Source organism: Aeromonas sp. 2MA4 (assembly GCF_029237305.1).
Taxonomy (GTDB): Bacteria; Pseudomonadota; Gammaproteobacteria; order Enterobacterales; family Aeromonadaceae; genus Aeromonas; species Aeromonas salmonicida.
On the sequence record NZ_JAACFY010000001.1, the window covers coordinates 526,912 to 551,079 of the forward strand.

Sequence of the window (24,168 nt, forward strand, 5' to 3'; positions counted from 1 at the left end):
CCTATGAAACTGCAAGGAAAGCGAGTGCTGCTCACGGGCGCAAGCGGCGGGATAGGCGAAGCACTGGCCCAGGAGCTGGCGGCGCAGGGGGCACACCTGTTGCTGCACGGCCGCCGAGCCAGCGTGCTGGATCGCCTCTGCAAGGAGCTCCCCCATCCGGAACGCCACCAGACAGTGGTCGCCGATCTGGGATCCCACCAGGAACGGGCCCGTTTGCTGCAACACCCTGCATTGGAAGAGGGGTTGGATGTGCTGATCAACAACGCTGGCTGCAACCAGTTCGCCTGGCTGGAAGATCAAAGCGCCGAGCAGGTGGAGCGTCAGCTGCTGCTCAATATTGAGGCCCCTATTCAGCTTACCCGCACCCTGCTGCCCCATTTGCGCAAACCCGCCATCATCATGAATATCGGCTCCAGCTTTGGTGCAATAGGGTATCCGGGTTACAGCGTCTACTGTGCCAGCAAGTTCGCTCTGCGCGGCTTTAGCGAAGCGTTGGGGCGGGAACTGGAAGGCTCCGGCATCAAGGTGCTGCACTTCGCTCCCCGTGCGACCCGTACCCGTCTCAACTCAGAAGCAGCATACGAGATGAATGCCGAGCTCGGTACCCAGACCGACAGCCCGCAGGAAGTTGCCGAAGCCGCCGTCATCGCCCTGTGCAACGAGACCCGCCGCAGTTGGCTCGGCTGGCCGGAAAAACTGTTCGTACGGCTCAATGCCTTGCTGCCCGACATCGTCGATCGGGCGCTGGCCAAACAACTGCCCATCATTGAACGCTACGCCCGCCACCTTCCACCAAGGACGGCAGACACCAGCGCAAGCGCTGCGCCGCAACCGGCATTGTCCCGCCCGAACCCGACCAAAAAGGAACCTTGATATGAGCTTTTCCCTTCACTCTGCCACCTCCTGTGCCATCGCCCTCCTGCTGGGTTCAAGCTGTGTCGCGGCTGCGGATGATGCGCTTATTCCGATCCAGCAACAGTGGGCCGTCTGCCAGTACCAGCAAACCGGCAAGGCCAAGGAGAGCTGCCTTGAAACCCTGAGCAGCCAGGCCGATCAGGCCAGCGCCAAAGAGGCCTTTCGGACCGACCTGCTGATCTGGTCGGCCATCGTCAAGAGCACCTGGGCCGGCGCCAAGGGTGGGCTTGATGCCCTGGGTCTGGTGAAAGAGGCCAAGGCCAAACTGGAGATCGCCCTCAAGCAGGATCCCAAGGCGCTGGAAGGCTCTGCCTACACCAGTCTGGGCTCACTCTACTACCAGGTACCGGGCTGGCCGGTGGGATTTGGCGATGATGAAAAGGCAGAGGAGCTGCTCAAGCAGGCGCTGGCACTCAACCCCGCCGGCATAGATCCCAACTTCTTCTATGGCGACTTCCTGCTGGATCAGGGTCGCAAAGCCGAAGCGAAAACCTATCTGGACAAGGCGCTGGCCGCACCGGACCGCCCCGGCCGCGAGCTGGCAGATCAGGGCCGTCGCCTCGAAATCCGCGACCGGCTCGCCAAGCTATAAATCACCCTGATAAATCAGTGATGTAAACTCTGCCCGCCCGCTTGCATACTGGTGGGCAGCGTCGTTTACGTCACTGGCGTAAACCATGAACTAGGTAGCAAGGGGGAACACAATGCGGATCCTGCTGGTAGAAGATGATGTGATGCTGGGCGATGGCATGGTGGATGCCCTGCGCAGCAGTGGCTACACGGTGGACTGGCTGCAGCAGGGGCTGCCCGCCCTGTCTGTGCTCAAGAGTGAGGAGTTCGCCGCCCTCATTCTGGATCTCAATCTGCCGGACATCGACGGCATCAGCTTGCTGCGCAAGTTGCGCCGGGAAGGCCAGGTGCTGCCGGTACTGATCCTCACGGCCCGCGATGCCCTGGACGACAGGGTGCTGGGGCTGGATGCGGGATCCGACGATTACATGGTCAAGCCCTTCGCCCTGCAGGAGCTCAATGCCCGCCTTCGTGCCCTGGTGCGGCGCAGCAAGGGGCAAGCCCAGGCTGTGCTCGAATACGGCGACATCCTCATCCACCCGGAGTCACAACAGGTCACCTATCGGGGCGAACCGGTCAAGCTCACCCCCCACGAATACAAGCTGTTGCAGGAGCTCGTTACCCAGAGCGGCCGGGTACTGAGCAAGGATCAATTGCAGCAGAGCCTGTATGGCTGGGATGAAGGCGCCGAGAGCAATGCGGTGGAGGTGCATATCCACCATCTTCGCAAGAAGTTCTACAGCGACCTCATCCGCAATATTCGCGGTGTCGGCTACATAGTCCCCCAGCTTGAACAGTCACAGCACAAAGGTCACCTTGCATGAGTCGCCCTGGTTCAGCTCGCAGCAGCGGCAACATATCCCCCGACTCTGAGCAGCCACAGCACAGGGAGCCCTTTGCATGAATCACCCCCGCTCCATCCGCCGCTTTCTGCTCTCCGGCATATTGGCGCTGGTGAGTACCAGCCTGGCCATCAGCGCCCTTATCGGTTATCTGGAAGCGAGCCACGAGATGGAGGAGCTGTTCGATGCTCGTCTCGCTCAATCCTCCCGCATCACCAACCAGCTGCTCAGCCGCTATCTGGATCAGCACAGCGCCCTGCCCGCCAACGGCACCGTCTATGAAGAGTGGGAACAGCACAACCCGGACCAGTGGCAAAAGGACACCAGCTTCAATCTGCGAGGAGAGGACAGGGAGCTGACCCCCTTTGGGCACGAGTTCGAGCGCAATCTCTACTTTCAGCTGCTCAATGAGCAAGGCGGCATACTGCTGCGCTCCCCGAGCGCCCCGAACCAGCCCTTGGTCGAGCTGGCTCCCGGCTTCAACACGGTAGAAAAAGACCGGCATCAATGGCGCACCTTCACTCTCTACAACCAGAACGAGCATACCTGGCTCGTCGTGGCGGAGCGGGATGACGAGCGCAGTGAACTGGCCAGCAAGATGGCTACCCTTGCCATGTTGCCGCTGCTCATCACGCTGCCCTTCCTGCTCGGTCTGCTATGGTGGCTCATCTCCCGTGGCCTGGCGCCACTGCGACTGCTGGCACAGGCCATAGGCGAACGTCATCCTGCCAACTTGAGCCCGCTCAACCTGAAGATCCGCGCCCAGGAGCTGACCCCGCTCACCGACGAGATCAACCGCCTGATGCACGCTCTGGCCGACACCATAGAGCGGGAGAAGCAATTTACCAACGAGGCGGCCCACGAGCTGCGCACGCCGCTGGCGGTACTGCGCATCCACAGCGAGAATGCGCTGGCCGCCGAGGATGACGCCAGCCGCCAGCAGTCACTTCACAAGATGTTGCTGGCGCTCGATCGCAGCGATCGCTTGATCCGCCAGTTGCTGACCCAGGCGCGCATCGACAGCCAGCAAGGATTGGAGCTGACCGAACTTGACCTGGGGAATTTGCTGCAAGGCACACTGGCCACGCTGGCGCCCATCGCCCTTAAAAAGGGCCAGCAGCTGTCACTGGAAGGAGCCGAGCACTTGACTGTGATGGGTCAAAGCACACTGCTGGATCTGATGTTCAGCAACCTCATCGACAACGCGCTGCGTTACACCCCGGCCCAGGGCGAGATCGCTGTCGAGGTGCAGCAGGAGGGCAATCGGGTCAGGATCGATATCCGCGATACAGGCCCCGGCATCCCCACTGCGGCTCTGTCGCGCCTGTGTGAACGCTTCTTTCGGGTCAATCCCCAGCAAGGTGACGGGGTCGGGCTCGGCATGGCCATCGTCTCGCGCATCGCCCAGTTGCACGGCGCAGACCTGGACATCCACAACCGGCCAGAGGGGGGACTGGAAGTCAGCGTGCGGCTGCCTGCTCCGCCCCTGCGTACCTTGGCATAAAGCCGGCAAGGCGCATCAATAAAAAGTGGAAGCCGGAGCCTCTACTTCCTTGTTCATGACATTCACACTAACCTTCAACGGCAAGCGGGCTTCACCGTAAAGGTTTGGCTCGAATCCACAGCACCCAGCTCCGCCAGCAGGCGGCGGCCAATCAGCACCGGATAGATCATCTTGCTGCGATCCCGCAGGGTGAACCACTCCTTGTATACCTTGTCCCCCAGGCAGATGGACATGGTCACCGTCGGCCGCTGCTCCATGCCACCGGCGCCTCGCACCTTGACCATGCGCTCCACCGGACGCTCCAGCGTCTGGCTCACCGACTTGTCGGTGCTGGCATCGGTCAGTTGCAGGGTAAAGCGCACCCAGGATTTGCCATCGCGCTTGAAGTGGTGCAGATCCCGCGCATCCATTGAAGAGGTCAGTGCGCCTGTATCGAGCTTCATCTTCACCGCCACACCGCCTGGCATGATCAGTCCCTTCTCAATCCAGCCATACACGGCAGGGGACGCTGCCGCCCATGCCGTTCCCGGCAGGGAGAGGCAAGCCAGCAGCAAGGTCATGGTTCGCAATACAAGCATCTTCATTCCTCGTCAGATCAGGGCCGACAAGGGCCCGAGAGGCCAAGAGTGGGGATGGAAACGCCTGCTGTCAACTGACGAAACGCGGCGTCATGCCGGTGAGCACGGCGCTCGAGCTGCCCGCGTCAGGATCACGACCTCAGGCCATAAAGGGATTCTTTTAAAGCGTTAACTGGCGGAAGCGTTCGGAGAAAAAGTGGTGCTGGATGACACCTGAGGCTGCGCTCAGGTTGTGACGCCAAAGGCTACCACAATGATGTGTGAATTATCAGTCTTGTTCTGGCGGGATTTTTGCCTACACTGTTGTAAACCGGAGGCCCTGAAAACCGCCGGTTTTTTTGCGCCTGCCGAAAATTGACCACTGCAAAAGTGACTTTCAACAAGGCTCAATAAGGAATTCGTAATGCGTATCGAAGAAGACTTGAAGCTCGGTTTCAAGGATGTCCTGTTCCGCCCCAAGCGCTCTACCCTCAAGAGCCGTTCCCAAGTCAGCCTGACCCGTCAGTTCACCTTCAAGCACACCCAGACCCAATGGCAGGGCGTTCCCGTCATCGCCGCCAACATGGATACCGTCGGCAGCTTCGCCATGGCCAGGACACTGGCAGGCTTCGAGATGATGACAGCGGTACACAAGCACTACAGCCTTGAGCAGTGGCAAGCCTTCGTCAACGAGACCGATCCGGCCCTGCTCGGCCATGTGATGGTCTCCACCGGCACCTCGGCTGAAGATTTCACCAAGACCCGCCAGATCCTGGCCATGTCAACCGCCCTGCGTTTCATCTGCGTGGACGTGGCCAACGGCTACTCCCAGCACTTCGTCGAGTTCCTGCGCAAGATCCGTGAAGCCTGCCCGAACCATGTCATCCTGGCCGGCAACGTGGTCACCGGCGAGATGGTCGAGGAGCTGATCCTCTCCGGTGCCGACATCGTCAAGGTCGGCATAGGCCCGGGCTCGGTCTGTACCACCCGGGTCAAGACAGGGGTCGGCTATCCCCAGCTCTCCGCCATCATAGAGTGCGCCGATGCGGCCCACGGCCTCGGTGGCCAGATCGTCGGTGACGGCGGCTGCACCTGCCCGGGTGACGTGGCCAAAGCCTTCGGCGGCGGCGCCGACTTCGTGATGCTGGGCGGCATGCTGGCAGCCCACGAGGAGTGCGGCGGCGAAGTGGTGGACGTGGATGGCACCCCCTTCATGAAGTTCTACGGCATGAGCTCCTCCAGCGCCATGGACAAACACGCCGGCGGCGTCGCCGACTATCGCGCCTCCGAGGGCAAAACCGTGCTGCTGCCCTACCGCGGCCCGGTCGAGAACACGGTGCGCGACATCCTGGGCGGCGTGCGCTCCACCTGCACCTACGTGGGTGCCAGCCAGCTCAAGGAGCTCACCAAGCGCACCACCTTCATCCGGGTGCGCGAGCAAGAGAACAACGTCTACGGCAAGGAATGAACCTGCCCCTGCTGTCTGCCATCGCAACGCGATGAGCCAGGCAGGCTGACGGCAGTCCCTTAGAAGCCAGCCAACCGGTGTGCTACCCTGCACACCGGTTTTTTGTATCTCTTTTCCATCGGTGCCCTCACATGACAACCTCTTCGCCACTCAAACTACCGCCATTCGACTGGGATATTTTCTGCTGCGTCGTGGACAACTTCGGCGACATAGGCGTCACCTGGCGGCTCGCTCGTCAGCTGAAACAGCAAGACCAGGGTAGCGTCAGGCTCTGGGTGGACGATCTGGCCAGCTTCGCCCGCATCTGTCCGGGGCTCGATCCCGCGCTGGATGGTCAGTGGCAACAGGGCATCTATATCCAGCACTGGCACGACGCGCTGCCGGCGGATGTGATCCCGGCAAAGGTGGTCATAGAGGCGTTTGCCTGCGAACTGCCCGCGCCCTTTATCGAGCGCATGGCCAGCCAACCCAAGCCCCCCTGCTGGATCAATCTGGAGTACCTCTCGGCCGAGAGCTGGGTCGAGGATTGCCACGGTCTCGCCTCGCCGCAACGTCTCGTTAACCAGAGCCTCGGCGACCTGAGCCTCAACAAATACTTCTTCTTCCCGGGCTTCACCCCCAGAACCGGCGGCCTCTTGTGCGAACAGGGGCTCATCGCCGAACGTGACCAATGGCAACAGGATGATACTGGCCTTGCCGCCTACTGGGCCAGCCTGGGATTGCCGCCCAAAAGGGACAATGAGCTAAGAGTCAGCCTCTTTACCTACGAGAGCGAGGCGCTTGTGAGCCTGATTGAGGGCTGGTGCCAGAGCCCAACCCCCGTCACCTTGCTATTGCCGCTGGGGCGCTCGCTCAATGACGTGCTGCGCGGCGCCGGCCTTGCGAGCGCCATCGCCACCGCCAAGGCGGGGGATCTGCTGCACGCGGGCAGTCTCACCATCAAGCTGCTGCCCATGACGGATCAGGCAGGCTACGACCGGCTGCTGTGGAGCTGCGATCTCAATCTGGTGCGCGGCGAGGACTCCTTCGTGCGGGCACAGTGGGCCGCCCGCCCCTTCCTGTGGCACATCTACCCGCAGGAAGAGCAGGCCCATATGGTCAAGCTGGAGGGTTTTCTCGATCACTATCTGGCGGACTTTCCCCCGGAGGCTGCCCAATGGTTGCGGGCTTTCAACCACGCCCTCAACCTGGGGGAAGATACCAGCAAACTTTGGGCCCAATGGCCCCGATATAGCGCCATTTGGCAGCAAGATGCGCGAAGCTGGTCACAGAAGCTGCTCGAGGACGGGGATCTCGTCACGCGGTTGGTGAAATTTTTGGAAAGCCGTATATAATCTGGCAGTTTTTATCCGTCCGTTTCACGAACAGGAATTTTTTACATGAAAACCGCACAGGAAATCCGCGCTGGTAACGTAGTCATGATCGGCACCGAGCCGATGGTGGTCCAGAAGGCTGAGTTCAACAAATCCGGCCGTAACTCCGCCGTGGTCAAGATGAAACTGAAGGGTCTGCTCAACGGTAGCGCGACCGAGACCGTATTCAAGGCCGACGACAAGCTGGACGTGGTTCAGCTGGAGCGTAAAGAGTGCACCTACTCCTACTTCTCCGATCCCCTGTATGTCTTCATGGATACCGAGTACAACCAGTACGACGTCGAGAAAGACAACCTGGGTGACGTGCTGAACTACCTGGTAGACGGCATGGAAGACATCTGCGAAGTGACTTTCTACAACGAGAAAGCCATCTCCGTAGAACTGCCGACCACCATAGTTCGCGAAGTTGAGTACACTGAGCCGGCCGCCCGTGGCGACACCTCAGGTAAAGTGACCAAGCCTGCCCGCCTGAAGGGCACTGGCTACGAGCTGGCGGTTGCCGCCTTCGTAGAGATCGGCGACAAGATCGAAATCGACAGCCGTACCGGCGAGTTCAAGCGTCGTCTCTCCTGATCGACCCCTTGAATTGAATGCAAAAAAGCGAGCCATCGGCTCGCTTTTTTATTGATCCCCTGGCCGCACTTCAGAAAACCGGCCCGCCGCCGCTAACCCAGTTAACCGGGGAGCGCACTATGGCCAGATTATCCTTATCACTGCTGTTACTGACCCTGCTGGCAAGCGGTGCTTCGCAGGCCAGCGAAGTCACACCACCCGCCCCCCTCGACTACTGGCAGAACAGCGACTGGCAAGGGCTGCCCGATAGCACCCAGATCGACAAGCAGACAGTGCTGTTCGCCAAGCACGACAGCGACAGCTATGTGGGGCTGGCGATCCTGCTGCCAGACTGGCAGCGCAGCGGCCAGCTGTGGCAACTGACCCGGGCCCTCGGCCGGCTCGGCTTCGATACCCTGCTGCTGCTTCCCTCTCCCCAACAGGCGGAGCTGGACCCCGCCGCCGAGAAGAAACAGCAGGCCATCGACGACTTTCGCAAGCAGTTTGCCGCCCGCATCATCAAGCTAGGGGATGCCAAGCTGCAAGAAGGGGGCTTCAAGCTGATACTGGCTCAGGGCACCAGCGCCGCCTGGGCCACCAATCTCATCGCCAGCGAGCAAGTGCCCGCGCCCGATGCTCTGGTGCTGCTCGATGGCTTCTTCCCGAATGTGCAAAGTAACCAGACCCTGGCCAAGCAGGTAGCCCAGGCCACCATGCCGACCCTGGATCTCTATCAGGAAGAGGGAGGGCGCTGGCCACTGCTGGCCGCCGAAGCTCGTCGCAGCGAGAGCCGCCGCAGCCACAAGCTCAACTACCGCCCCTACGCCTTGATGGAGCTGGATGAAACACCGACCCGCATTCAGGGTTGGCTCACCCACCTCGGCTGGCTCTGACCTCGCCTGCCCCCAAAATGCCGCCAGCGTCACAGACAGCGCCATTGATTCACCACTGACGGCGTTCGGGCTGGCTCCCTGGCGCTCATATTTGGCATCATGACGGCTCCAATGTCAGGAGGCGTCATGCAGCAGATAGTTTTTCTCGATAGCGATACCCTGGATGCGGGCATCACACTGCACCGGCCCGACTTTCCCCATCACTGGCAGAGCCATCCAAGCACGGCCCCCGAGCAGGTGGTGGAGCGGCTCAAGAATGCCAGCATCGCCATCATCAACAAGGTACGCATCGGCGCCACCGAGCTGGCACAACTGCCGGATCTCAAGCTGATCGCCCTGGCGGCCACCGGCAGCGACAACGTGGATCTGGAAGCATGCCGGGCCGCCAACGTCGGGGTGTGCAACATCCGCAACTACTCGGGCCCCTCTGTGCCGGAGCACGCCATGGCACTGATGCTGGCCCTGTCGCGCAACCTGTTTGCCTGGCGCCAGTCCCTGCTGGAGGGGCGCTGGCAGCAGAGCGGCCAGTTCTGCTTCTTCGACCACAACATCATGGATCTGCACGGCAAGCAGCTCGGCATCATAGGCAAAGGTACCCTGGGTCAGGGGCTCGGCGAACGGGCGCAGGGGATGGGCATGATAGTGCGTTACGCCCAGAGCCAGATAGGCGCCAGCCACGACGAAGATCGGCTGCCGCTGGATGCGCTGCTGCAAAGCTCGGATGTGGTCAGCCTGCACTGCCCGCTCACCCCCTACACCCGCCACCTGATCGGCGAACGGGAGCTGGCCTTGATGAAACCGGGCGCCTTGCTCATCAACGTGGGCCGTGGCGGCTTGGTGGATGAAGCGGCACTGCTCAAGGCGCTGGCCAACGGTCGCCTCGGCGGCGCCGGTTTCGACGTGGCGAGCGTCGAGCCGCCGCCCCCGGATCATCCGCTGATGCAGGCTCTGCAATACCCCAATTTCATCCTGACGCCCCATGTGGCCTGGGCCAGCGAGGAGTCGATGCAGCGCCTCGCGGATCAGCTGATCGACAATATAAACGCCTTTGCCGAGGAACGACGCCAGCACCGGCTGGTCTGAGTCACATCATGCAAAAAGGGGCCTGTTGGCCCCTTCCTCTATTTGTCGCCAGCACGCACCAAGGCTGACATCAGTCATCGTCGTGCCATCTGTGTTTCTTGTGCTTTTTGTGCTTCTTATGTTTCTTGTAGTGATGATCATCGTCGTCGTAGCGGCTGTTATTGCTCTTGTGACCATCCCCCGTCTTGGCACCGATGGCAGAGCCGCTGGCCCCCCCGACACCGGCACCGATCAGCTGGCCTGTGCTGCCGCCGACGCTCTTGCCGATGGCCGCGCCACCCAGTGCACCGACGGCGCCACCCAGGGCAGCCTCATTCTTGTTTCCCTTATTGGCAGTGGCGGCGCCACCGGCCGCACCGCCGAGTGCCGCACCGACCAGGGCTCCGGTATCGCCCCCCAGCTCTTTGCCAATCATGGTGCCCGCCACACCGCCTGCACCGCCACCGAGTATGGTGTTGAGGGTTTCCGAGGCCTGCACAGCGCCGCTCATCAGCAGCAGCGAGCCCAACAGGGCCAGGGCACTCATGCCGCGCTTTTTCATCTCCATGGGGTACTCCTGTCAAACCTGATTAATTTCCCCTGCACTATACAAATGGCCACCTGCCGCGCCAGTAGCGCAAACAGCCTGACATTTGATACAAAGGAATCCCGGCAAGACGTCAGGAAGAAAAATCAAAAATTAACACCATGAAAATAAAGATAAAAAATCTCAGTTCGGCACAAGGTGAACGGTATTTAGTCCAACGTCAGGCTGTCGCAGCCCGGCGCGGGCATGCAGGGATCAGACAGATATTGTCACCCCAGGGGATACAGGCTCACCGCCAGTATCCGAGGATGGAGAGCGATGCCAGCGATCCCGACCCGGTCGCTTGCTCTGGTAGAGGCATTCGTCGGCTCGCTCGAACAAAAAGAGGCCATCCTCCGGGTAGTGGGCACCGCCCGCGCTCAGGGTGACCTGTGCCTGGATTCCAGCCACTGCTGGTTGCGTACCCGCGCAAGCAGATGATGCAGTCGTGACTCCCGCTCGTGGCGCTCCCACGGCAGCAGGGCAGCAAACTCGTCCCCCCGATCCGATAGACGGCGCCGGTGCCAGGCTCGGCAGTCAGCAGCTCGCCTACCCGGTTGGGCACCCGCTTGATCATCACGCTGCCACTGAAACAGTCGATGTGAACCGAACTTGTGGTGAAAAGACAGGAGCAATAGTCGATAGAAATCGGCTGGAGAACCGCCTATGGATTAAAAACGCCAGAATGTGAGGCGGCTCATTCTTCCCTGCCAACCAATATCCACGGAGAGTAAAAACAGTGACAACTGGGCGTTGACGGTTAAGGAGGAAGCGAGTGTTATAGTCTATAGCTTGCACAATCGGAGCCGGATGGCCTTGCAACGACCACCGAATGCGATTATCTGTCAAACAAAGGAGATGTTATGAGCAGTCCGTTTATCGAACAGATCAAAGTACGTCGTACCATCTATGCCCTGGGCGACCAGGTGTCTCACACGCCGGAGCAGCTGACGACCCTGATCCAGGATGCCATCAAGCACAGCCCCTCCTCTTTCAACTCCCAGAGCTCCCGCGCCGTCATACTGTTTGGCGCCCAGCACCACAAGCTGTGGGATATCGTCAAGGCCGAGCTGAAGAAAATCGTGCCACCGGACGCCTATGCCCAGAGTGAAACCAAGGTAGATGGCAGCTTCCGCGCAGGGTTCGGCACAGTGCTGTTTTTCGAGGATACGGATGTCATCAAGGATCTGCAGCAGAAGTTTGCGCTGTATGCCGACAACTTCCCCATCTGGTCGGAACATGCTACCGGCATCGCCCAGTTTGCGGCCTGGACCACCCTGGCCCAGGAGAAGATTGGCGCCTCCCTGCAACACTACAATCCGCTGATCGACGAAGCGGTGCGCAAGGAGTGGGACCTGCCCGCCAGCTGGCTGCTGCGCGCCCAGATGCCTTTTGGCAGCATCGAGCAACCGGCTGGCGACAAGACCTTCATGGATGATGCAGTGCGGTTTCGCGTCTTCAAATAACCCGGACCCCACATCCGCTTCAAGCCCCCGCTGGTCGGGGGCTGCTTGTTTCCAGACGCCCGTCAGGTCAGCAGACCAACCTGCAACATACCCTTCTCGTCTTCTTCCACACTCACCTGACGCCAATCCTGGATCACGGCTATGACGGCCGGATCCAGCAACCGCTTGCCTCCGACCTGCACCACGGCGCAGCCGGCTCGCAGGGCGCTCTGTATGCCAGCCGGTGCATCCTCGAACACCAGACAGTCGGCGGGGGCAACCCCGAGCCGCTCGGCCCCCAGCAGATAAGGTTCGGGGTCCGGCTTGCCATGAACCACGTCCTCCGCTGCCACCAACAGGGTAGGCAGCGGCAAACCGGCACTCTCCAGCCGATGGCGGGCAACCCTCTGACTGGCGGAGGTGACCAGCGCCCAGCGCTCGGCTGGCAAGCGGGTCAGCAGAGCCCGGCTGCCCATGATGGCCTCACCGCGCCCGGTGTGATGGATCTCCAGCTCATCGAGCAGGGCGACCTCCTGCGCCATGTCCAGCTGCGGCGCCAGGGCCCTGATCACCTCCCGCGAGCGCAAACCGTGGCACATCGCCAGCACGGGCTCAGGGGCCAGCTGATGACGTCGGCACCAGAGCCGCCACACGGTTTCCACCTCGTCGGTGGAGTGAACCAGGGTGCCATCCATGTCCAGCAACAGGGCCGCAGCCCGCAGGGTGAGCCGGGTCATGACGAAGCCCCAGCCAGCACATTGCTGAAGGCCCGCTGCTGGGCACTCTGCTCATAACAGGCCAACGCCTGCTCGGCATTGCTCGCCCACACTTGCAAAGGCCCGACGACGAAGCCTTGTTGCAGCAGGCTGGTCAGCAGTTCTCCCGTCTCCGGCGCAGCCAGTGGCTGGGCCATCACCAGGGTTCCCTTGATCAGAAACAGATAGCGTTCGGTAGACATGATATGGCTCCTTGTTGCACGTCAGAGCGGGCAAATGGCCCGTAACGAGACCATTAGAACAAGGCAGTTAGATAATTTATAATCAATTAATCGCCACATTGGATAACCAAACGGAATGAAATTCGACTTGAGGCAACTGCAGGCATTCGTGATGCTGGCCGAGACCACCAACTACCGGGAGGCTGCCAGCCGGCTGTTTATCACCCAGCCGGCGCTGACCAAGCAGATCCAGGGGCTGGAGCTGGCCCTTGGCAGCACCCTGTTCAACCGGGGTCGCCATGGCGCCCAACTGACTGCCATCGGCACCCAGCTGCTCACCCAGGCCAGCGCACTGGTCGAGCACGGCAGGGGATTTGAACGCCATGCCTTGGCGCTGGCGAGCGGCATTGCCGGACGGCTCAAGATCGGCTTCGGGCTGTCCAGCTTTGCGCTGGCTCCTTCGCTGGTCGCCCGCTTCAAGCAGCAGGTACCCGATGTGATGGTACATATGCAGGACATGACCTCAGCCACCCAGCATGAGCGTCTGCTGTCGGGTCAGTTGCAACTGGGCTTCATGCGCAGACCACAGGCCCCTCAATTGCAAGAGTACAGATTGCTGACCGACCGGCTGGTGCTGGCCGTTCCCAGCCAGATGACGGGGCCGGATCCGGCCACCTTCGACGTTGAGTGGGCGCTCGCCAACCAGCCCCTGCTGCAAATGGTCGGCCATCGTTGTCCTGGGCTGAGCCAGCAGATCGCCAGCTTCCTTGGCGCCAACCGGCTGACCGCCATAGTTCAGGAAGCAGAGGATATACAGACACTGGTCGCGTTGGTGGCCGCCGGGATCGGCAACGCCATACTGCCACGCAGCGTCAGCTTTATCGCGGGCCAAGGCGTCACCCTCTACCCCTTGTCCGGGCCAAAGTCAGAGTGGGAAATCAGTCTGGTCTGGAATTCCGAGTTTGCCGATCCCATTCGCGATCGATTCCTGCAGCTGGTCATGGCGGCACATCCCGCACCTCAGCCGGCAGAGTCAGAAGGGATAAAGCCTCGCCACGGTCCCATTATCGAATGTGGCCTTCACTCAAGGGTTGGGTAATGAGAGACAAGCCACGCTGTGGCAACGGTTCTTCCCCTCCTTCTTGGCCGTGTAGAGAGCCATGTCGGCAGCGGCCAGCAGCTCATCTTCCGAGACCAGCACCCGCTCCGGAAGCTGGGTAGCAATGCCGATACTGGCGCTGAGCCGGGCATCGCCCAGCTCATTAATACTCAACTCCTTGATCCCGAGGCGAATCGCCTCCCCCATCCTCAAGGCTGCCTCCTTGCCGGTATTGCCGAGGACCACCGCAAATTCATCGCCCCCGAACCGGCTTGGCAGATCCGCAGGCCGCTGGCAAAAGGCGTTGAGCAGGTGACCCACCTGCCGCAAGAGATCATCTCCAACCTGATGGCCGAAGTGATCGTTGCACGCCTTGAAGTTGTCCAGATCGAGCATGATGAAGGAGATGGGCGTGCGCTCCCGCATGCTGCGGCGCCACTCGTTATGCAGAAAACTGTTGAACAGGCGCCGGTTGGCAAGACCTGTCAGGGGATCATGCTGGGAGAGGTGGGTCACATCCAGCTCCAGCAACTTGCGCTCAGTGATATTGATATGGGTGATGATATAAAACTCGACATCCACCCCCAGCACGGGGGAGACCCGCATCATGAACCAGCGCTGTATATCCGGGCTGTGGCAGGGATACTCCAGATGGAAATGGTCCTGTTCGCCACAGAGCACCCGGCGGATCCCCTCTGCCGCCATCAGCACCAGCGGCTCGACGGCGCTGTCGAACACCCGCAAGTAGTTGATACCCAGCCAGTCATACCCTTTTGGCATGCCGTTTTGCTCGGCAAACCGGTTCCAGGCGAGGTTGGTGTAGTGAATAACCCCAGCCCGATCAATCACGGCGATCTGGTCCTCCAGCGAGTTCAGCAAGGCTGCCAGGTACTGCGCCCGTTCGGAAAAGTGAAACAACGAGCCCTGAAAGTAATCCACCATGACCATGATCCTGAAAAATAATAAACGGCATATACGGCAACAAACGAGTCAGCACTAGAAGTAAAGCCGCCATCCGTCACCTTGCCAACATAAGGTGGCGCCAACGAACAGACAGGGCATGGCCCAGTATTACCCTATCCGATATGGTGCATCAGCATGAAAAAAGCGGTGAATATTAGCAGCGGAAATCGGGCAGGCCAGCCTCAGTGACCACACCACTGCCGTTCACAGGGCACCCCATCCCCCTCTCCGTCCATCTTGGTGTTCGGGCAATGTCGCAAGAACCAGGTAGCCTCCTCGCAAGAGGTCATCTGGGAGCAATACTCACGACCATCGCACTGATAGCGGCGAGCAGGAGTCTGTGGCGTGCTACGGGAGGCACTGCCTTCATCACCAATGAAGGAGGAAACCGGCAAGGGGACCACAGAGTCGGTCGAAAAACGGGAGTAGAGGGAGAACAATCCCACCACCAGCAGCAGGGGGATCACTTTGCCACGCCAGCTGCTCTTGTGGCGATAGGCGGGGCGAGGGCGGGATCCAGGTCTGGGTGATGCCGGTTGTGACGATCGGGTGCTGGTCTCTCTGCCGAGCCGGGGGGATGCAGAAGGTGGATTGAACCCGTCCGCCAGCGACAAGGGTCTGTCGGGAAAGAACACCTGCACGGCTCTGGGCTTGTCATCCTTGCCAGTGCCTAGCTGGTAGGAGACGCGCTCCCCGACGTTGGGCAGCGAGCCATCGGATTGCAGGGCCGAAATGTGCACGAACAGTTCGCTCCCTTGCTGCTCGCCCCCCTCCTGCTCCGGCGTGATAAAGCCGAAGCCTCGCGCCTCGTTCCAGCTCGCGATCCGTCCCTGATAACGCATGCCCTCATCCTTGTGGCCATCAATGCTGACACCATGTTGCCCTAAAACGGCGCCAACTCAACAGAGGGATCAGGGGGAAAATCTCAAAATAGTGAGCGAAAATAGCCTTGACCAGCGAGATCACGCCAGCTGGGCCACCTTGATGATCTCGGCAATACGACCGAGCTGGCGCAGTGAATGGTGATGTTCATTGGTATCCGCTGCCGCACAGGCATCCTCCAGTATGGTGATGGCGTAATCTCGATCATGCCCCTCCCGCGCCGCCGCCTGAATGGCCCAGCAAGTGCTGACACCGCACAGATAGAGGTGATCGATATGATTGGCCCGCAAGGCCGGTTCCAGTGCAGTGCCATAGAAGGGGCTCACTCTGGGCTTGGTCAGAACCAGATCGCCGGGCTGCACATCCAGCTCGGGGTGAAAGTCGGTGCCATTATCGGCAAGCGACAGAGCCCCAAACTGCTTGGCCCGGCCAAACATGGGCGAGTCCTTGGGTTGCAGCATAGAATTGCCGTCAAACCCCACCTTGATGAGCACCACCAGCCAGCCGTGGGCGCGGGCATGGGCCAGCGCCTGATTGGCATGGACGATGGCGTCTTGTTCCACCACATGGGCTGCGGAGGTGGCGATGCGCCCGTCGGGATGGGCAATATCGTTGATAAAATCGATCACCAGCAGTGCTTTTTTCATCACCTAATATTCAACTTTTAATTACTTGGCATTCTATTGCAGATAGCAAAAATATTCTTAAAGCTTATTTCTATATGTTATCTTTCTTCAGTTCATCTTTTAGCCTTTGAATCTCAGCTAACAGTTCCTGTTCTCTCACATATATACCCATCTGTTCTTTTCTCTTCCTCGCCACAGCAAGGGAGTCTTGATATAAAGAATATAAACCCCATACAATCAGTATGATAACGCCTACAACCCCCCATAAACCAAAGAAGTAATAAGCGATGCTAAATATAGCTACCGTTGCAACAATTTGGATAAAAACTATTTCACCATCTAATAGTTTCATAATTAAAGCTCACCAACATTTAAATAAGCAACTCATCCCAGCCAAATCTATTTGGCAGCTACCTGTCAAACCAGCCCCAGTGCGTAGCGTAGCGCCATCTCCTTGAGCGGGCCTGCCTTGTCCGCCAGATTGAGGACCAGATTGCGAGCCAGCTTGAGCGGTCCTATCTCGTTGCTGAACACACCGTAGAAGAGATCCATCCCCGACTGCATTAAAAGATTGTCGGGGCGACGGCGGCGCTCGTAACGCTCCGCCAGAGCCGGCTGACGCCAGTCGGCACCGGCTTTTGCCAGCAACCCGGTCCAGCAGGCCACATCCTTGAAGCCAAGGTTGACCCCCTGCCCCGCCAGCGGGTTGATGGTGTGGGCGGCATCGCCGAGCAGCACCACCCGACCGGCGTAATAGTCGTTGGCGTGGCGCCGCACCAGCGGGAAGCTCCCCTTGGCCGTGACGCTGAAGCCGCCGAGCCGGGCTGGAAAGTGGCGGCGCACCTCTTCCCCCAGCTTCTCGTTGCTCATGGCCGACAAGGCGCGAATGCGGGCGGGATTGTCATACCAGACCAGGGATCCGTGCTGGCCTGGCAGCGGCAGGAAGGCGCGCGGGCCACTCGGGGTAAATTGCTGCCAGGTGATGTCTTCCTGCGCAAACTCGGTGTCGATGTTGATCAGCATGCAGTGCTGGCGATACTCGAAGCGGGACACGCCTATGCCAGCCAGCCGGCGCATCTGGGACTCCGCACCATCGCAGGCCAGCACCCAGCGGGCGCAAAGCTCTGTGCCGTCGTCCAGGGTCAGTACCGCCTCATCCGCGCTCTGACGCAGGCTCATCACCGCTGCCGGAGTGTGGGTCTGGATGTTGGGGAAATCCTCCATCCTCTTGAGCAGGGCCAGCTGCACCAGCCGGTTTTCTATGATGTAGCCAAGCTGGGGCAGGCCGAGATCGGCCGCGTCGAAACGGGTGGCAAAGCCATCCAGCTCCCAGGTCTCCAGCCGGCGGTAGGGACAGAGCCGCATATGCTGCAGGTGCGACCAGGCTCCGGCCTGATCCAGCATCGCCACCGAGGCCTGGCTGATGGCGGAAACCCGCAGATCCAGCGGTTGCTCGGGGGCGTATTGCTCGGGCAATTGAGTCTCTATGACCCGAATGGAGAGGCCCTGTGCCGCCAGCAGACAGGCGGTGGCGGCGCCGACCATGCCAGCGCCGACGATGGCGATATCACACTGTTCCATAACTTGATTCCTGAAAAGGGACGCACCGGACCAGGGTAGGCGGGGCCGGACCGAATGGGGATATGATACCGCAAGGGACCGGTAGAAACAGTGAGACACATTGCGAATTGCTGCGCCAAATCAAGGAGAAAGCCCATGCCCATACGGACAGGCTCCGGGGCTAAGCCCCCCATGGCGGACTGGATATTAGCTAGGCAGTATCCAGATTGCGGAGTAAAATGCCCGGTCCTTTGACCATGCCGATTTCAACACAAGTCAAGAGAAGCAATGAGCAAGAAACTTCACATTAAAACCTGGGGTTGCCAGATGAACGAGTATGACTCGTCCAAGATGGCCGACCTGTTAGATGCCAGCAATGGCTACACGCTGACCGAAGAGCCCGAAGAGGCAGATGTCTTGCTGCTGAATACCTGCTCCATTCGCGAAAAAGCACAGGAGAAGGTGTTCCACCAGCTGGGCCGCTGGAAAAAGCTCAAAGCAAACAAACCCGGTCTGGTGATCGGCGTGGGTGGCTGCGTCGCCTCTCAGGAAGGGGAGAACATTCGCAGTCGCGCCCCCTATGTGGATATCGTCTTCGGTCCGCAGACCCTGCATCGCCTGCCCGCCATGATCAAGCAGGTCCAGGAGGGCCGTGGTGCCCAGGTGGACATCGCCTTCCCCGAGATCGAAAAATTCGACAGTCTGCCGGAACCCCGCGCCGAAGGCGCCACCGCCTTTGTCTCCATAATGGAAGGCTGCTCCAAATACTGCTCCTTCTGCGTGGTGCCCTACACCCGCGGCGAGGAGGTGAGCCGGCCGATGGATGACGTGCTCTACGAAATCGCCCAGCTCGCCGAACAGGGCGTGCGCGAGGTGAACCTGCTGGGCCAGAACGTCAACGCCTATCGGGGCCCGACCTTTGATGGCAGCATCTGCTCCTTCGCCGAGCTGCTGCGCTTGGTGGCCGCCATCGACGGCATAGACCGCATTCGCTACACCACCAGCCATCCCATCGAGTTCACCGACGACATCATCGAGGTCTACAAGGACACGCCGGAAGTGGTCAGCTTCCTGCACCTGCCGGTGCAGAGCGGTTCGGATCGCATCCTGACCATGATGAAGCGCCCGCATACAGTGCTGGAGTACAAGTCCAAGATCCGCCGCCTGCGCGCCGCCCGTCCCGACATCACCATCAGTTCCGACTTTATCGTCGGCTTCCCGAACGAGACGGACGAGGATTTCGAGGCCACCATGAAGCTGATCGAAGAGATCAACTTCGACATGAGCTTCAGCTTCATCTATAGCCCGCGTCCCGGCACGCCGGCCGCCGACATGCCAGACGACGTCGACATGGAAGTGAAGAAGGTCCGTCTGGCTCGCCTGCAGCATGTCATCAACAACCAGTCGATGCAGATTGGCCGTGCCATGCTGGGCTCCACCCAGCGCATCCTGGTGGAAGGGCCCTCCAGGCTCGACCCTATGCAGCTGTGTGGTCGCACCGAAAACAACCGCGTGGTCAACTTCGAAGGGGCGCATACCCTCATCGGCGGCTTTGCCGATGTGGAGATCACAGAGGTACGCCCCAACTCACTGCGCGGTCGCTTTATCCGCGGTGAGGATGAGATGAACCTGCGCATCGCCACTGCGCCCCGCGAGATCCTGGCTCGTCGTCCCGACAATGTGCCCGATGCCCTCGGCGTGGCCGCCTTCACTCCCCACTAATCTCTTCGTGCCCATCTGGCCTTGCCGGATGGGCACTGCGTCAAGACGAGGATATTTTGAGCCGACACATAGCGACCCTGAATCTGCATCTGGAGCCCGCCGACAACCAGCGCCTTGCCAGCCTGTGCGGCCCCTTCGATGACAACATCAAGCAGCTGGAGCGCCGTCTCGGCGTCGAGATCAGCTACCGTGACAACCACTTCCAGTTGCTGGGCAAACAGGCACAGGTAGATGCGGCGGCCGTCATCCTCAAGCACCTCTATGTGGAAACCCAGCCCCTCAAGGGCGGCAAGGTGACCGACATCATCCCCGACATGGTGCATCTGGCCATTCAGGAGTCGCGAGTGCTGGAGCAAGATGACGAACCGGCATCAAGCATCCCCTATGGCAAGGAGGTGACGGTCAAGACCAAACGCGGCCTCATCAAGCCACGCAGCCCCAATCAGGCCCAGTACATCGCCAATATCGTCAGCCACGACATCTGTTTCGGCATAGGCCCGGCCGGTACCGGCAAGACCTATCTGGCTGTGGCAGCGGCGGTGGATGCGCTGGAGCGTCAGGAGATCCGTCGCATACTGCTGACCCGTCCTGCGGTGGAAGCGGGTGAGAAACTCGGCTTTCTGCCCGGGGACCTCTCCCAAAAGGTCGACCCTTACCTGCGCCCGCTCTACGACGCCCTGTTCGAGATGCTGGGGTTCGAGCGGGTCGAGAAGCTGATGGAGCGCAATATCATCGAAGTGGCGCCGCTCGCCTATATGCGCGGTCGCACCCTCAATGATGCCTTCATCATCCTGGATGAGGCCCAGAACACCACCACAGAGCAGATGAAGATGTTCCTGACCCGCATCGGCTTCAACTCCAAGGCGGTAGTGACCGGTGATATCACTCAGGTGGACCTGCCACGTAGCGCCAAATCCGGTCTGCGCCACGCGCTGGAAGTGCTGCAAGGTGTCGATGGCCTGTCGTTCAACTTCTTTGAATCCAAAGACGTGGTTCGCCACCCAGTGGTGGCACGCATAGTGCAGGCGTACGAAGCGTTCGATGCCAAACTGGCAGACGAGCAGGCGGCCAGCAAATCCCACAAGGAGAGTGCCCAATGAGTGTGACCCTGGATCTGCAACTGGCCTGCGCGGACACCGACGGTCTGCCCGGCGAAGCACAGCTGCAAGGCTGGCTGGACGGCACCATTCTCGGCTTCCAAGAAGAGGCCGAAGTGACGGTGCGTATCGTCGACGAGGCGGAGAGCCGCGAGCTCAACCTCACCTATCGCGGCAAGGACAAGCCCACCAATGTGCTCTCCTTCCCGTTCGAGGCGCCACCCGGTCTGGAGCTGCCGCTGCTCGGCGATCTCGTCATCTGCCGCCAGGTGGTGGAACAGGAGGCTGCCGAGCAGAACAAGCCGCTCGAAGCACACTGGGCCCACATGGTTGTGCATGGCAGTCTCCATCTGCTAGGTTATGACCATATCGAGGATGACGAGGCAGAGGAGATGGAACAGCTGGAACGTGACATCATGCAGGAACTCGGCTTTGCCGATCCTTATCTGAACGACGAAGAGTAAAGGACGGGATCGTCATCGCCTTGAAACAGCCGATGGCCATCCTTACATACCCAAAACAATTCCAAATGTGTTCAAGCGAGTAACCAAGAGAAAAAATGACTGACGATCACCCTAGTACCGGCTCGCCGAAGAAAACCTGGCTCGACAAACTCAGCCAACTCTTCCAGGGCGAGCCAAGAGACCGCAACGATTTGGTGGATGTGATAGCGGATGCCGAGGAGCGCGATCTCATCGATCAGGACACCAAGGACATGATTGAAGGCGTACTCGAAATAGCCGAGTTGCGCGTTCGCGACATCATGATCCCCCGCTCCCAGATGGTCACCATAGAGAAGTCCCAGCCGGTGGACGATATCTTGCCCGTGATCATAGAGTCAGGTCACTCCCGCTTTCCGGTGATCAACGAAGACAAGGATCATGTGGAGGGCATACTGCTCGCCAAGGATCTGCTGCCGTTCGGTTTTGGCGGCCACCATGCCAGCGAGCCGCTGCAGCTGGAAAAAATCCTGCGCCCGACCGTGATAGTGCCCGAGAGCAAGCGGGTCGACAGGCTGCTCAAGGAGTTTCGCGAAGAGCGCTATCACATGGCTATCGTCGTGGACGAGTTTGGCGGTGTCTCTGGTCTCGTGACCATTGAAGACATACTGGAGCTCATCGTCGGCGAGATCGATGACGAGTTCGACGACATCGAAGATGAGCCGGACGAGATCCGCCGCATCAGCAAGCGGGTCTTCGCAGTCAGTGCCCTCACCGAGATCGAGGATTTCAACGACTTCTTCGGCACCCAGTTCAGCGATGAAGAGGTGGATACTGTGGGCGGTCTTGTGATGCACGCCTTCAGCCACCTGCCGAAAAAGGGTGAGGAGATCGAGCTGCAAGGTTACCTGTTCAAGGTGATGCACGCCGACCGGCGCCGCCTGCAGCAGTTGCAGGTGAAGATCCCCGACAACCATGTCGCGGCCCAGTCTGAAGCGCAATAAATCGCTCTGATGCCCTGTAAGCCTCACGCAGCTATCTTGCCGTGAAGCATCAGCGCCCCGCTCGTCGGGGCGCTTGCCGTTTGGTGGCAGGGCAAGCTGCCAGCCCTGGACACCACAGCACTCCCTTCCCCCGAGTTAGCAGTACCTGTCTCCCATTTCCAGCCCGACTTTTTGCTTGAACAGGCCCAGGCAGCCGGGAGGCTCGCCGTTAACCGCATTTACAGGTTAAGATACCGGCCAATCAACCTGTTATCGTCCAATCCGAGCCTGCATAGTCCGTGAAATCATCGCCCGTGAAATCAAAACTCCTGACCAGTCTGTTTGCCATGGCATCCGGCGCGCTCGCCGTCCTGGCCTTCTCGCCGTTCGACTACTGGCCTCTGGTCATCCCTTCCCTGCTCGGCCTCTATGCGCTGCTGGACAAGGCCAATCCCAAACAGGCTGCCTGGCGCGGTTTTGGTTATGCCATGGGCCTGTTCCTGCCGGGGCTATGGTGGATCCACGTCAGCATGACCATGTTTGGCGGCATCATGCTGCCGGTCGCCTTCGTATTACTGGCAGGGCTCTCGGCTTATCTGGCAGTCTATCCGGCCCTGGCCTGCTGGGCCTTTGCCCGCTTCTTCAGTGGCCGTCACTGGAGCCGCTGGCTGCTCGCCTTCCCGGCACTCTGGCTGGTGGCTGACTGGCTGCGGGGCTGGGTAATGACAGGCTTCCCCTGGCTCTGGTTTGGTTACAGCCAGATCGACGGGCCGCTCAAGGGCTTCGCCCCCATATTGGGGGTGCAGGGCATCACGCTGGCACTGCTGCTGTCGACGTCCGCCCTCTGGCTGGTGTGGCAGAACCGCAAACCCGTCTGGCTGCTGGTGCCCGTCGCACTGATCGGTGCCGCCCATGGACTGATGCAGCTCAACTGGGTGACCCGGGGCGAGCCGGTCAAGGTAGCTCTGGTACAGGGCAATATCGCCCAGTCCCTCAAGTGGGATCCGGAGGCCTTGGTACCGACGGTGCGCACCTATCAGGATCTCAGCCGCGAAAATCAGGATGCCGACATCATCATCTGGCCGGAATCGGCGATCCCGGCCATCGAGAAAGAGATGGGCAACTACCTGGAGAGCCTGGACAAGGCGATGAAGGTGAACGATACGGGTCTGCTGGCCGGCATAGTCCACTACGATTTCGAGCAGCAGCGCTTCTTCAATACGGTGCTTGGCATGGGAGTGCAGGACGCTGACGGCAAGGAGGCGTATCACTATGAGCACAAGAACCGCTACTACAAGCACCACCTGCTGCCCATCGGCGAGTTCGTGCCGTTTGAGGATCTGCTGCGCCCCATAGCCCCCTTCTTCAACCTGCCCATGTCCTCCTTCAGCCGGGGGGACGAACAGCAACCGAACCTGATTGCCAAGGGGCTCAAGTTTGCCGCCGCCATCTGCTACGAGATCATCTTTCCCGAAGAGGTGCGCCGCAATGTGCAGCCTGATACCGACTTCCTGCTGACCGTTTCCAATGATGCCTGGTTCGGCACCAGTATCGGCCCCTGGCAGCACCTGCAGATCGCCCGCATGCGCGCCCTCGAGCTGGCACGCCCGCTGCTGCGGGGCACCAACACTGGCATCACTGTCGTCACCGAGATTGACGGCAGCATCATAGGTCAGATCCCGCAGTTCGAAGCAGGGGTGCTGCGCGCCGAGGTACGTCCCGCCCACGGTTCGACCCCCTACCTGCGCTTTGGCGACTGGCCGCTGTACGGCATGACGGCCCTGCTGCTGGTGCTCGCACTGGCGTTGCGTCCACGTGCCCATCCCTGGGCCCGTGAACTCTGATCCGGCACGCTCCGACACCCGCACATCAACAAAAGAGGCGCCCCATGGGGCGCCTCTTGCCATTTCATTTCGCTAGTTGTGATCTCTCTGTAGGTTGTTCACTCGGGGCATTCCCGGAAAGCTGGAGGCGCCAACCAAACCAATCATCCGAGGTGCCCCAGTGAACAACCATAAAAATGCCCGATTAACCGTCTTTGGTCGACAGCTTCTTGTCCAACGTATCATTGAGCAGGGCCTGCGCGTTGAAG

At 60.1% G+C, this 24,168-nt stretch carries 26 protein-coding genes and 1 pseudogene; 17 read left to right on the plus strand and 10 right to left on the minus strand.

The genetic code is table 11. From position 1 onward, the window contains the following. Positions 1 to 3: 3 nt before the first annotated feature. From GWQ31_RS02425 to GWQ31_RS02440, 4 genes are all read left to right on the plus strand, one after another. Entirely contained in the window at positions 4 to 873 is an 870-nt protein-coding gene (locus tag GWQ31_RS02425; protein ID WP_275908548.1) for an SDR family oxidoreductase, read from the plus strand. 1 nt (position 874) lies between these two features. Next, a complete protein-coding gene (locus GWQ31_RS02430) occupies positions 875 to 1,507 on the plus strand; it encodes a tetratricopeptide repeat protein (RefSeq protein ID WP_219597653.1) in 633 nt (210 codons plus the stop codon). Positions 1,508 to 1,619: 112 nt separating this feature from the next. Then, positions 1,620 to 2,309 carry a response regulator gene (locus GWQ31_RS02435; protein WP_005317257.1) on the plus strand — a complete coding sequence of 230 codons (690 nt, stop codon included), beginning with the start codon at positions 1,620 to 1,622 and terminating at the stop codon, positions 2,307 to 2,309. 76 nt (positions 2,310 to 2,385) lie between these two features. Beyond that, positions 2,386 to 3,831 (plus strand): ATP-binding protein, encoded by a 1,446-nt coding sequence (locus tag GWQ31_RS02440; RefSeq protein WP_275908549.1) that lies wholly within the window; start codon positions 2,386 to 2,388, stop codon positions 3,829 to 3,831. Between the two features lie 74 nt (positions 3,832 to 3,905). Here GWQ31_RS02440 and GWQ31_RS02445 read toward each other — a convergent pair whose 3' ends face one another. Then, positions 3,906 to 4,409 (minus strand): ATP-dependent zinc protease, encoded by a 504-nt coding sequence (locus GWQ31_RS02445; protein WP_275908550.1) that lies wholly within the window; start codon positions 4,407 to 4,409, stop codon positions 3,906 to 3,908. 403 nt (positions 4,410 to 4,812) lie between these two features. Between GWQ31_RS02445 and GWQ31_RS02450 the strand changes: the two genes are divergently transcribed. The 5 genes from GWQ31_RS02450 to GWQ31_RS02470 all read left to right on the plus strand — a co-directional run bounded on the left by GWQ31_RS02450 (position 4,813) and on the right by GWQ31_RS02470 (position 9,757). Further along, on the plus strand, positions 4,813 to 5,856 hold the full coding sequence (locus GWQ31_RS02450) for a GMP reductase (protein ID WP_169045575.1): 1,044 nt from the start codon (positions 4,813 to 4,815) through the stop codon (positions 5,854 to 5,856). A gap of 131 nt (positions 5,857 to 5,987) precedes the next feature. After that, on the plus strand, positions 5,988 to 7,190 hold the full coding sequence (gene earP / locus GWQ31_RS02455) for an elongation factor P maturation arginine rhamnosyltransferase EarP (protein WP_275908551.1): 1,203 nt from the start codon (positions 5,988 to 5,990) through the stop codon (positions 7,188 to 7,190). Positions 7,191 to 7,235: 45 nt separating this feature from the next. Next, positions 7,236 to 7,802: an elongation factor P gene (gene efp / locus GWQ31_RS02460; RefSeq protein ID WP_021138194.1), complete on the plus strand. Its 567-nt coding sequence runs from the start codon at positions 7,236 to 7,238 to the stop codon at positions 7,800 to 7,802. 119 nt (positions 7,803 to 7,921) lie between these two features. Then, positions 7,922 to 8,674 (plus strand): DUF3530 family protein, encoded by a 753-nt coding sequence (locus GWQ31_RS02465; protein ID WP_021138193.1) that lies wholly within the window; start codon positions 7,922 to 7,924, stop codon positions 8,672 to 8,674. A gap of 126 nt (positions 8,675 to 8,800) precedes the next feature. Beyond that, positions 8,801 to 9,757, plus strand: a complete 957-nt coding sequence (locus GWQ31_RS02470) for a D-2-hydroxyacid dehydrogenase (protein WP_275908552.1) — start codon at positions 8,801 to 8,803, stop codon at positions 9,755 to 9,757. 70 nt (positions 9,758 to 9,827) lie between these two features. Here GWQ31_RS02470 and GWQ31_RS02475 read toward each other — a convergent pair whose 3' ends face one another. Together GWQ31_RS02475 and GWQ31_RS02480 are read right to left on the minus strand one after the other, a co-directional pair. Then, positions 9,828 to 10,304, minus strand: coding sequence for a YMGG-like glycine zipper-containing protein (locus GWQ31_RS02475; protein ID WP_275908553.1), 477 nt, complete (start codon positions 10,302 to 10,304; stop codon positions 9,828 to 9,830). A gap of 234 nt (positions 10,305 to 10,538) precedes the next feature. Next, positions 10,539 to 10,878: pseudogene (locus GWQ31_RS02480) on the minus strand (diguanylate cyclase); the annotation flags it as partial. Between the two features lie 307 nt (positions 10,879 to 11,185). Between GWQ31_RS02480 and GWQ31_RS02485 the strand changes: the two are divergent. Continuing rightward, positions 11,186 to 11,788, plus strand: a complete 603-nt coding sequence (locus tag GWQ31_RS02485; protein ID WP_275908554.1) for a nitroreductase family protein — start codon at positions 11,186 to 11,188, stop codon at positions 11,786 to 11,788. A 62-nt stretch (positions 11,789 to 11,850) separates the two neighbouring features. On the opposite strand, the gene GWQ31_RS02490 is transcribed toward GWQ31_RS02485, so the two are convergent. Next, positions 11,851 to 12,504 (minus strand): HAD-IA family hydrolase, encoded by a 654-nt coding sequence (locus tag GWQ31_RS02490; protein ID WP_275908555.1) that lies wholly within the window; start codon positions 12,502 to 12,504, stop codon positions 11,851 to 11,853. Next, positions 12,501 to 12,725 (minus strand): hypothetical protein, encoded by a 225-nt coding sequence (locus GWQ31_RS02495; protein ID WP_058393800.1) that lies wholly within the window; start codon positions 12,723 to 12,725, stop codon positions 12,501 to 12,503. Before GWQ31_RS02495 ends, GWQ31_RS02490 begins: the two co-directional genes overlap by 4 nt. 115 nt (positions 12,726 to 12,840) lie before the next feature. Between GWQ31_RS02495 and GWQ31_RS02500 the strand changes: the two genes are divergently transcribed. Then, on the plus strand, positions 12,841 to 13,803 hold the full coding sequence (locus GWQ31_RS02500) for a LysR family transcriptional regulator (protein ID WP_021138186.1): 963 nt from the start codon (positions 12,841 to 12,843) through the stop codon (positions 13,801 to 13,803). On the opposite strand, the gene GWQ31_RS02505 is transcribed toward GWQ31_RS02500, so the two are convergent. The 5 genes from GWQ31_RS02505 to GWQ31_RS02525 all read right to left on the minus strand — a co-directional run bounded on the left by GWQ31_RS02505 (position 13,789) and on the right by GWQ31_RS02525 (position 17,855). Continuing rightward, positions 13,789 to 14,745, minus strand: coding sequence for a sensor domain-containing diguanylate cyclase (locus GWQ31_RS02505; RefSeq protein ID WP_275908556.1), 957 nt, complete (start codon positions 14,743 to 14,745; stop codon positions 13,789 to 13,791). The genes GWQ31_RS02500 and GWQ31_RS02505 overlap by 15 nt on opposite strands. A 203-nt stretch (positions 14,746 to 14,948) precedes the next feature. Continuing rightward, positions 14,949 to 15,608 carry a cold shock domain-containing protein gene (locus GWQ31_RS02510; RefSeq protein WP_265462861.1) on the minus strand — a complete coding sequence of 220 codons (660 nt, stop codon included), beginning with the start codon at positions 15,606 to 15,608 and terminating at the stop codon, positions 14,949 to 14,951. 120 nt (positions 15,609 to 15,728) lie between these two features. After that, positions 15,729 to 16,295, minus strand: a complete 567-nt coding sequence (locus GWQ31_RS02515) for an isochorismatase family cysteine hydrolase (protein ID WP_275908557.1) — start codon at positions 16,293 to 16,295, stop codon at positions 15,729 to 15,731. 70 nt (positions 16,296 to 16,365) lie between these two features. Continuing rightward, a complete protein-coding gene (locus GWQ31_RS02520; RefSeq protein ID WP_275908558.1) occupies positions 16,366 to 16,626 on the minus strand; it encodes a hypothetical protein in 261 nt (86 codons plus the stop codon). A 65-nt stretch (positions 16,627 to 16,691) separates the two neighbouring features. Then, on the minus strand, positions 16,692 to 17,855 hold the full coding sequence (locus tag GWQ31_RS02525; protein ID WP_275908559.1) for an FAD-dependent monooxygenase: 1,164 nt from the start codon (positions 17,853 to 17,855) through the stop codon (positions 16,692 to 16,694). A 267-nt stretch (positions 17,856 to 18,122) separates the two neighbouring features. Between GWQ31_RS02525 and miaB the strand changes: the two genes are divergently transcribed. The 6 genes from miaB to GWQ31_RS02555 form a co-directional block, all read left to right on the plus strand. Then, on the plus strand, positions 18,123 to 19,556 hold the full coding sequence (miaB, locus tag GWQ31_RS02530; RefSeq protein WP_005317314.1) for a tRNA (N6-isopentenyl adenosine(37)-C2)-methylthiotransferase MiaB: 1,434 nt from the start codon (positions 18,123 to 18,125) through the stop codon (positions 19,554 to 19,556). A 56-nt stretch (positions 19,557 to 19,612) separates the two neighbouring features. Next, a complete protein-coding gene (locus tag GWQ31_RS02535) occupies positions 19,613 to 20,656 on the plus strand; it encodes a PhoH family protein (protein WP_058393795.1) in 1,044 nt (347 codons plus the stop codon). Further along, positions 20,653 to 21,117 (plus strand): rRNA maturation RNase YbeY, encoded by a 465-nt coding sequence (gene ybeY, locus GWQ31_RS02540; RefSeq protein ID WP_219592881.1) that lies wholly within the window; start codon positions 20,653 to 20,655, stop codon positions 21,115 to 21,117. Before GWQ31_RS02535 ends, ybeY begins: the two co-directional genes overlap by 4 nt. 95 nt (positions 21,118 to 21,212) lie before the next feature. Then, entirely contained in the window at positions 21,213 to 22,097 is an 885-nt protein-coding gene (corC, locus tag GWQ31_RS02545; RefSeq protein ID WP_005317320.1) for a CNNM family magnesium/cobalt transport protein CorC, read from the plus strand. Between the two features lie 278 nt (positions 22,098 to 22,375). Continuing rightward, positions 22,376 to 23,920, plus strand: coding sequence for an apolipoprotein N-acyltransferase (gene lnt / locus GWQ31_RS02550; protein WP_275908560.1), 1,545 nt, complete (start codon positions 22,376 to 22,378; stop codon positions 23,918 to 23,920). Between the two features lie 160 nt (positions 23,921 to 24,080). Beyond that, positions 24,081 to 24,168: leucine zipper domain-containing protein (locus GWQ31_RS02555; RefSeq protein ID WP_275908567.1), on the plus strand; the 88-nt coding region annotated here is incomplete at its 3' end.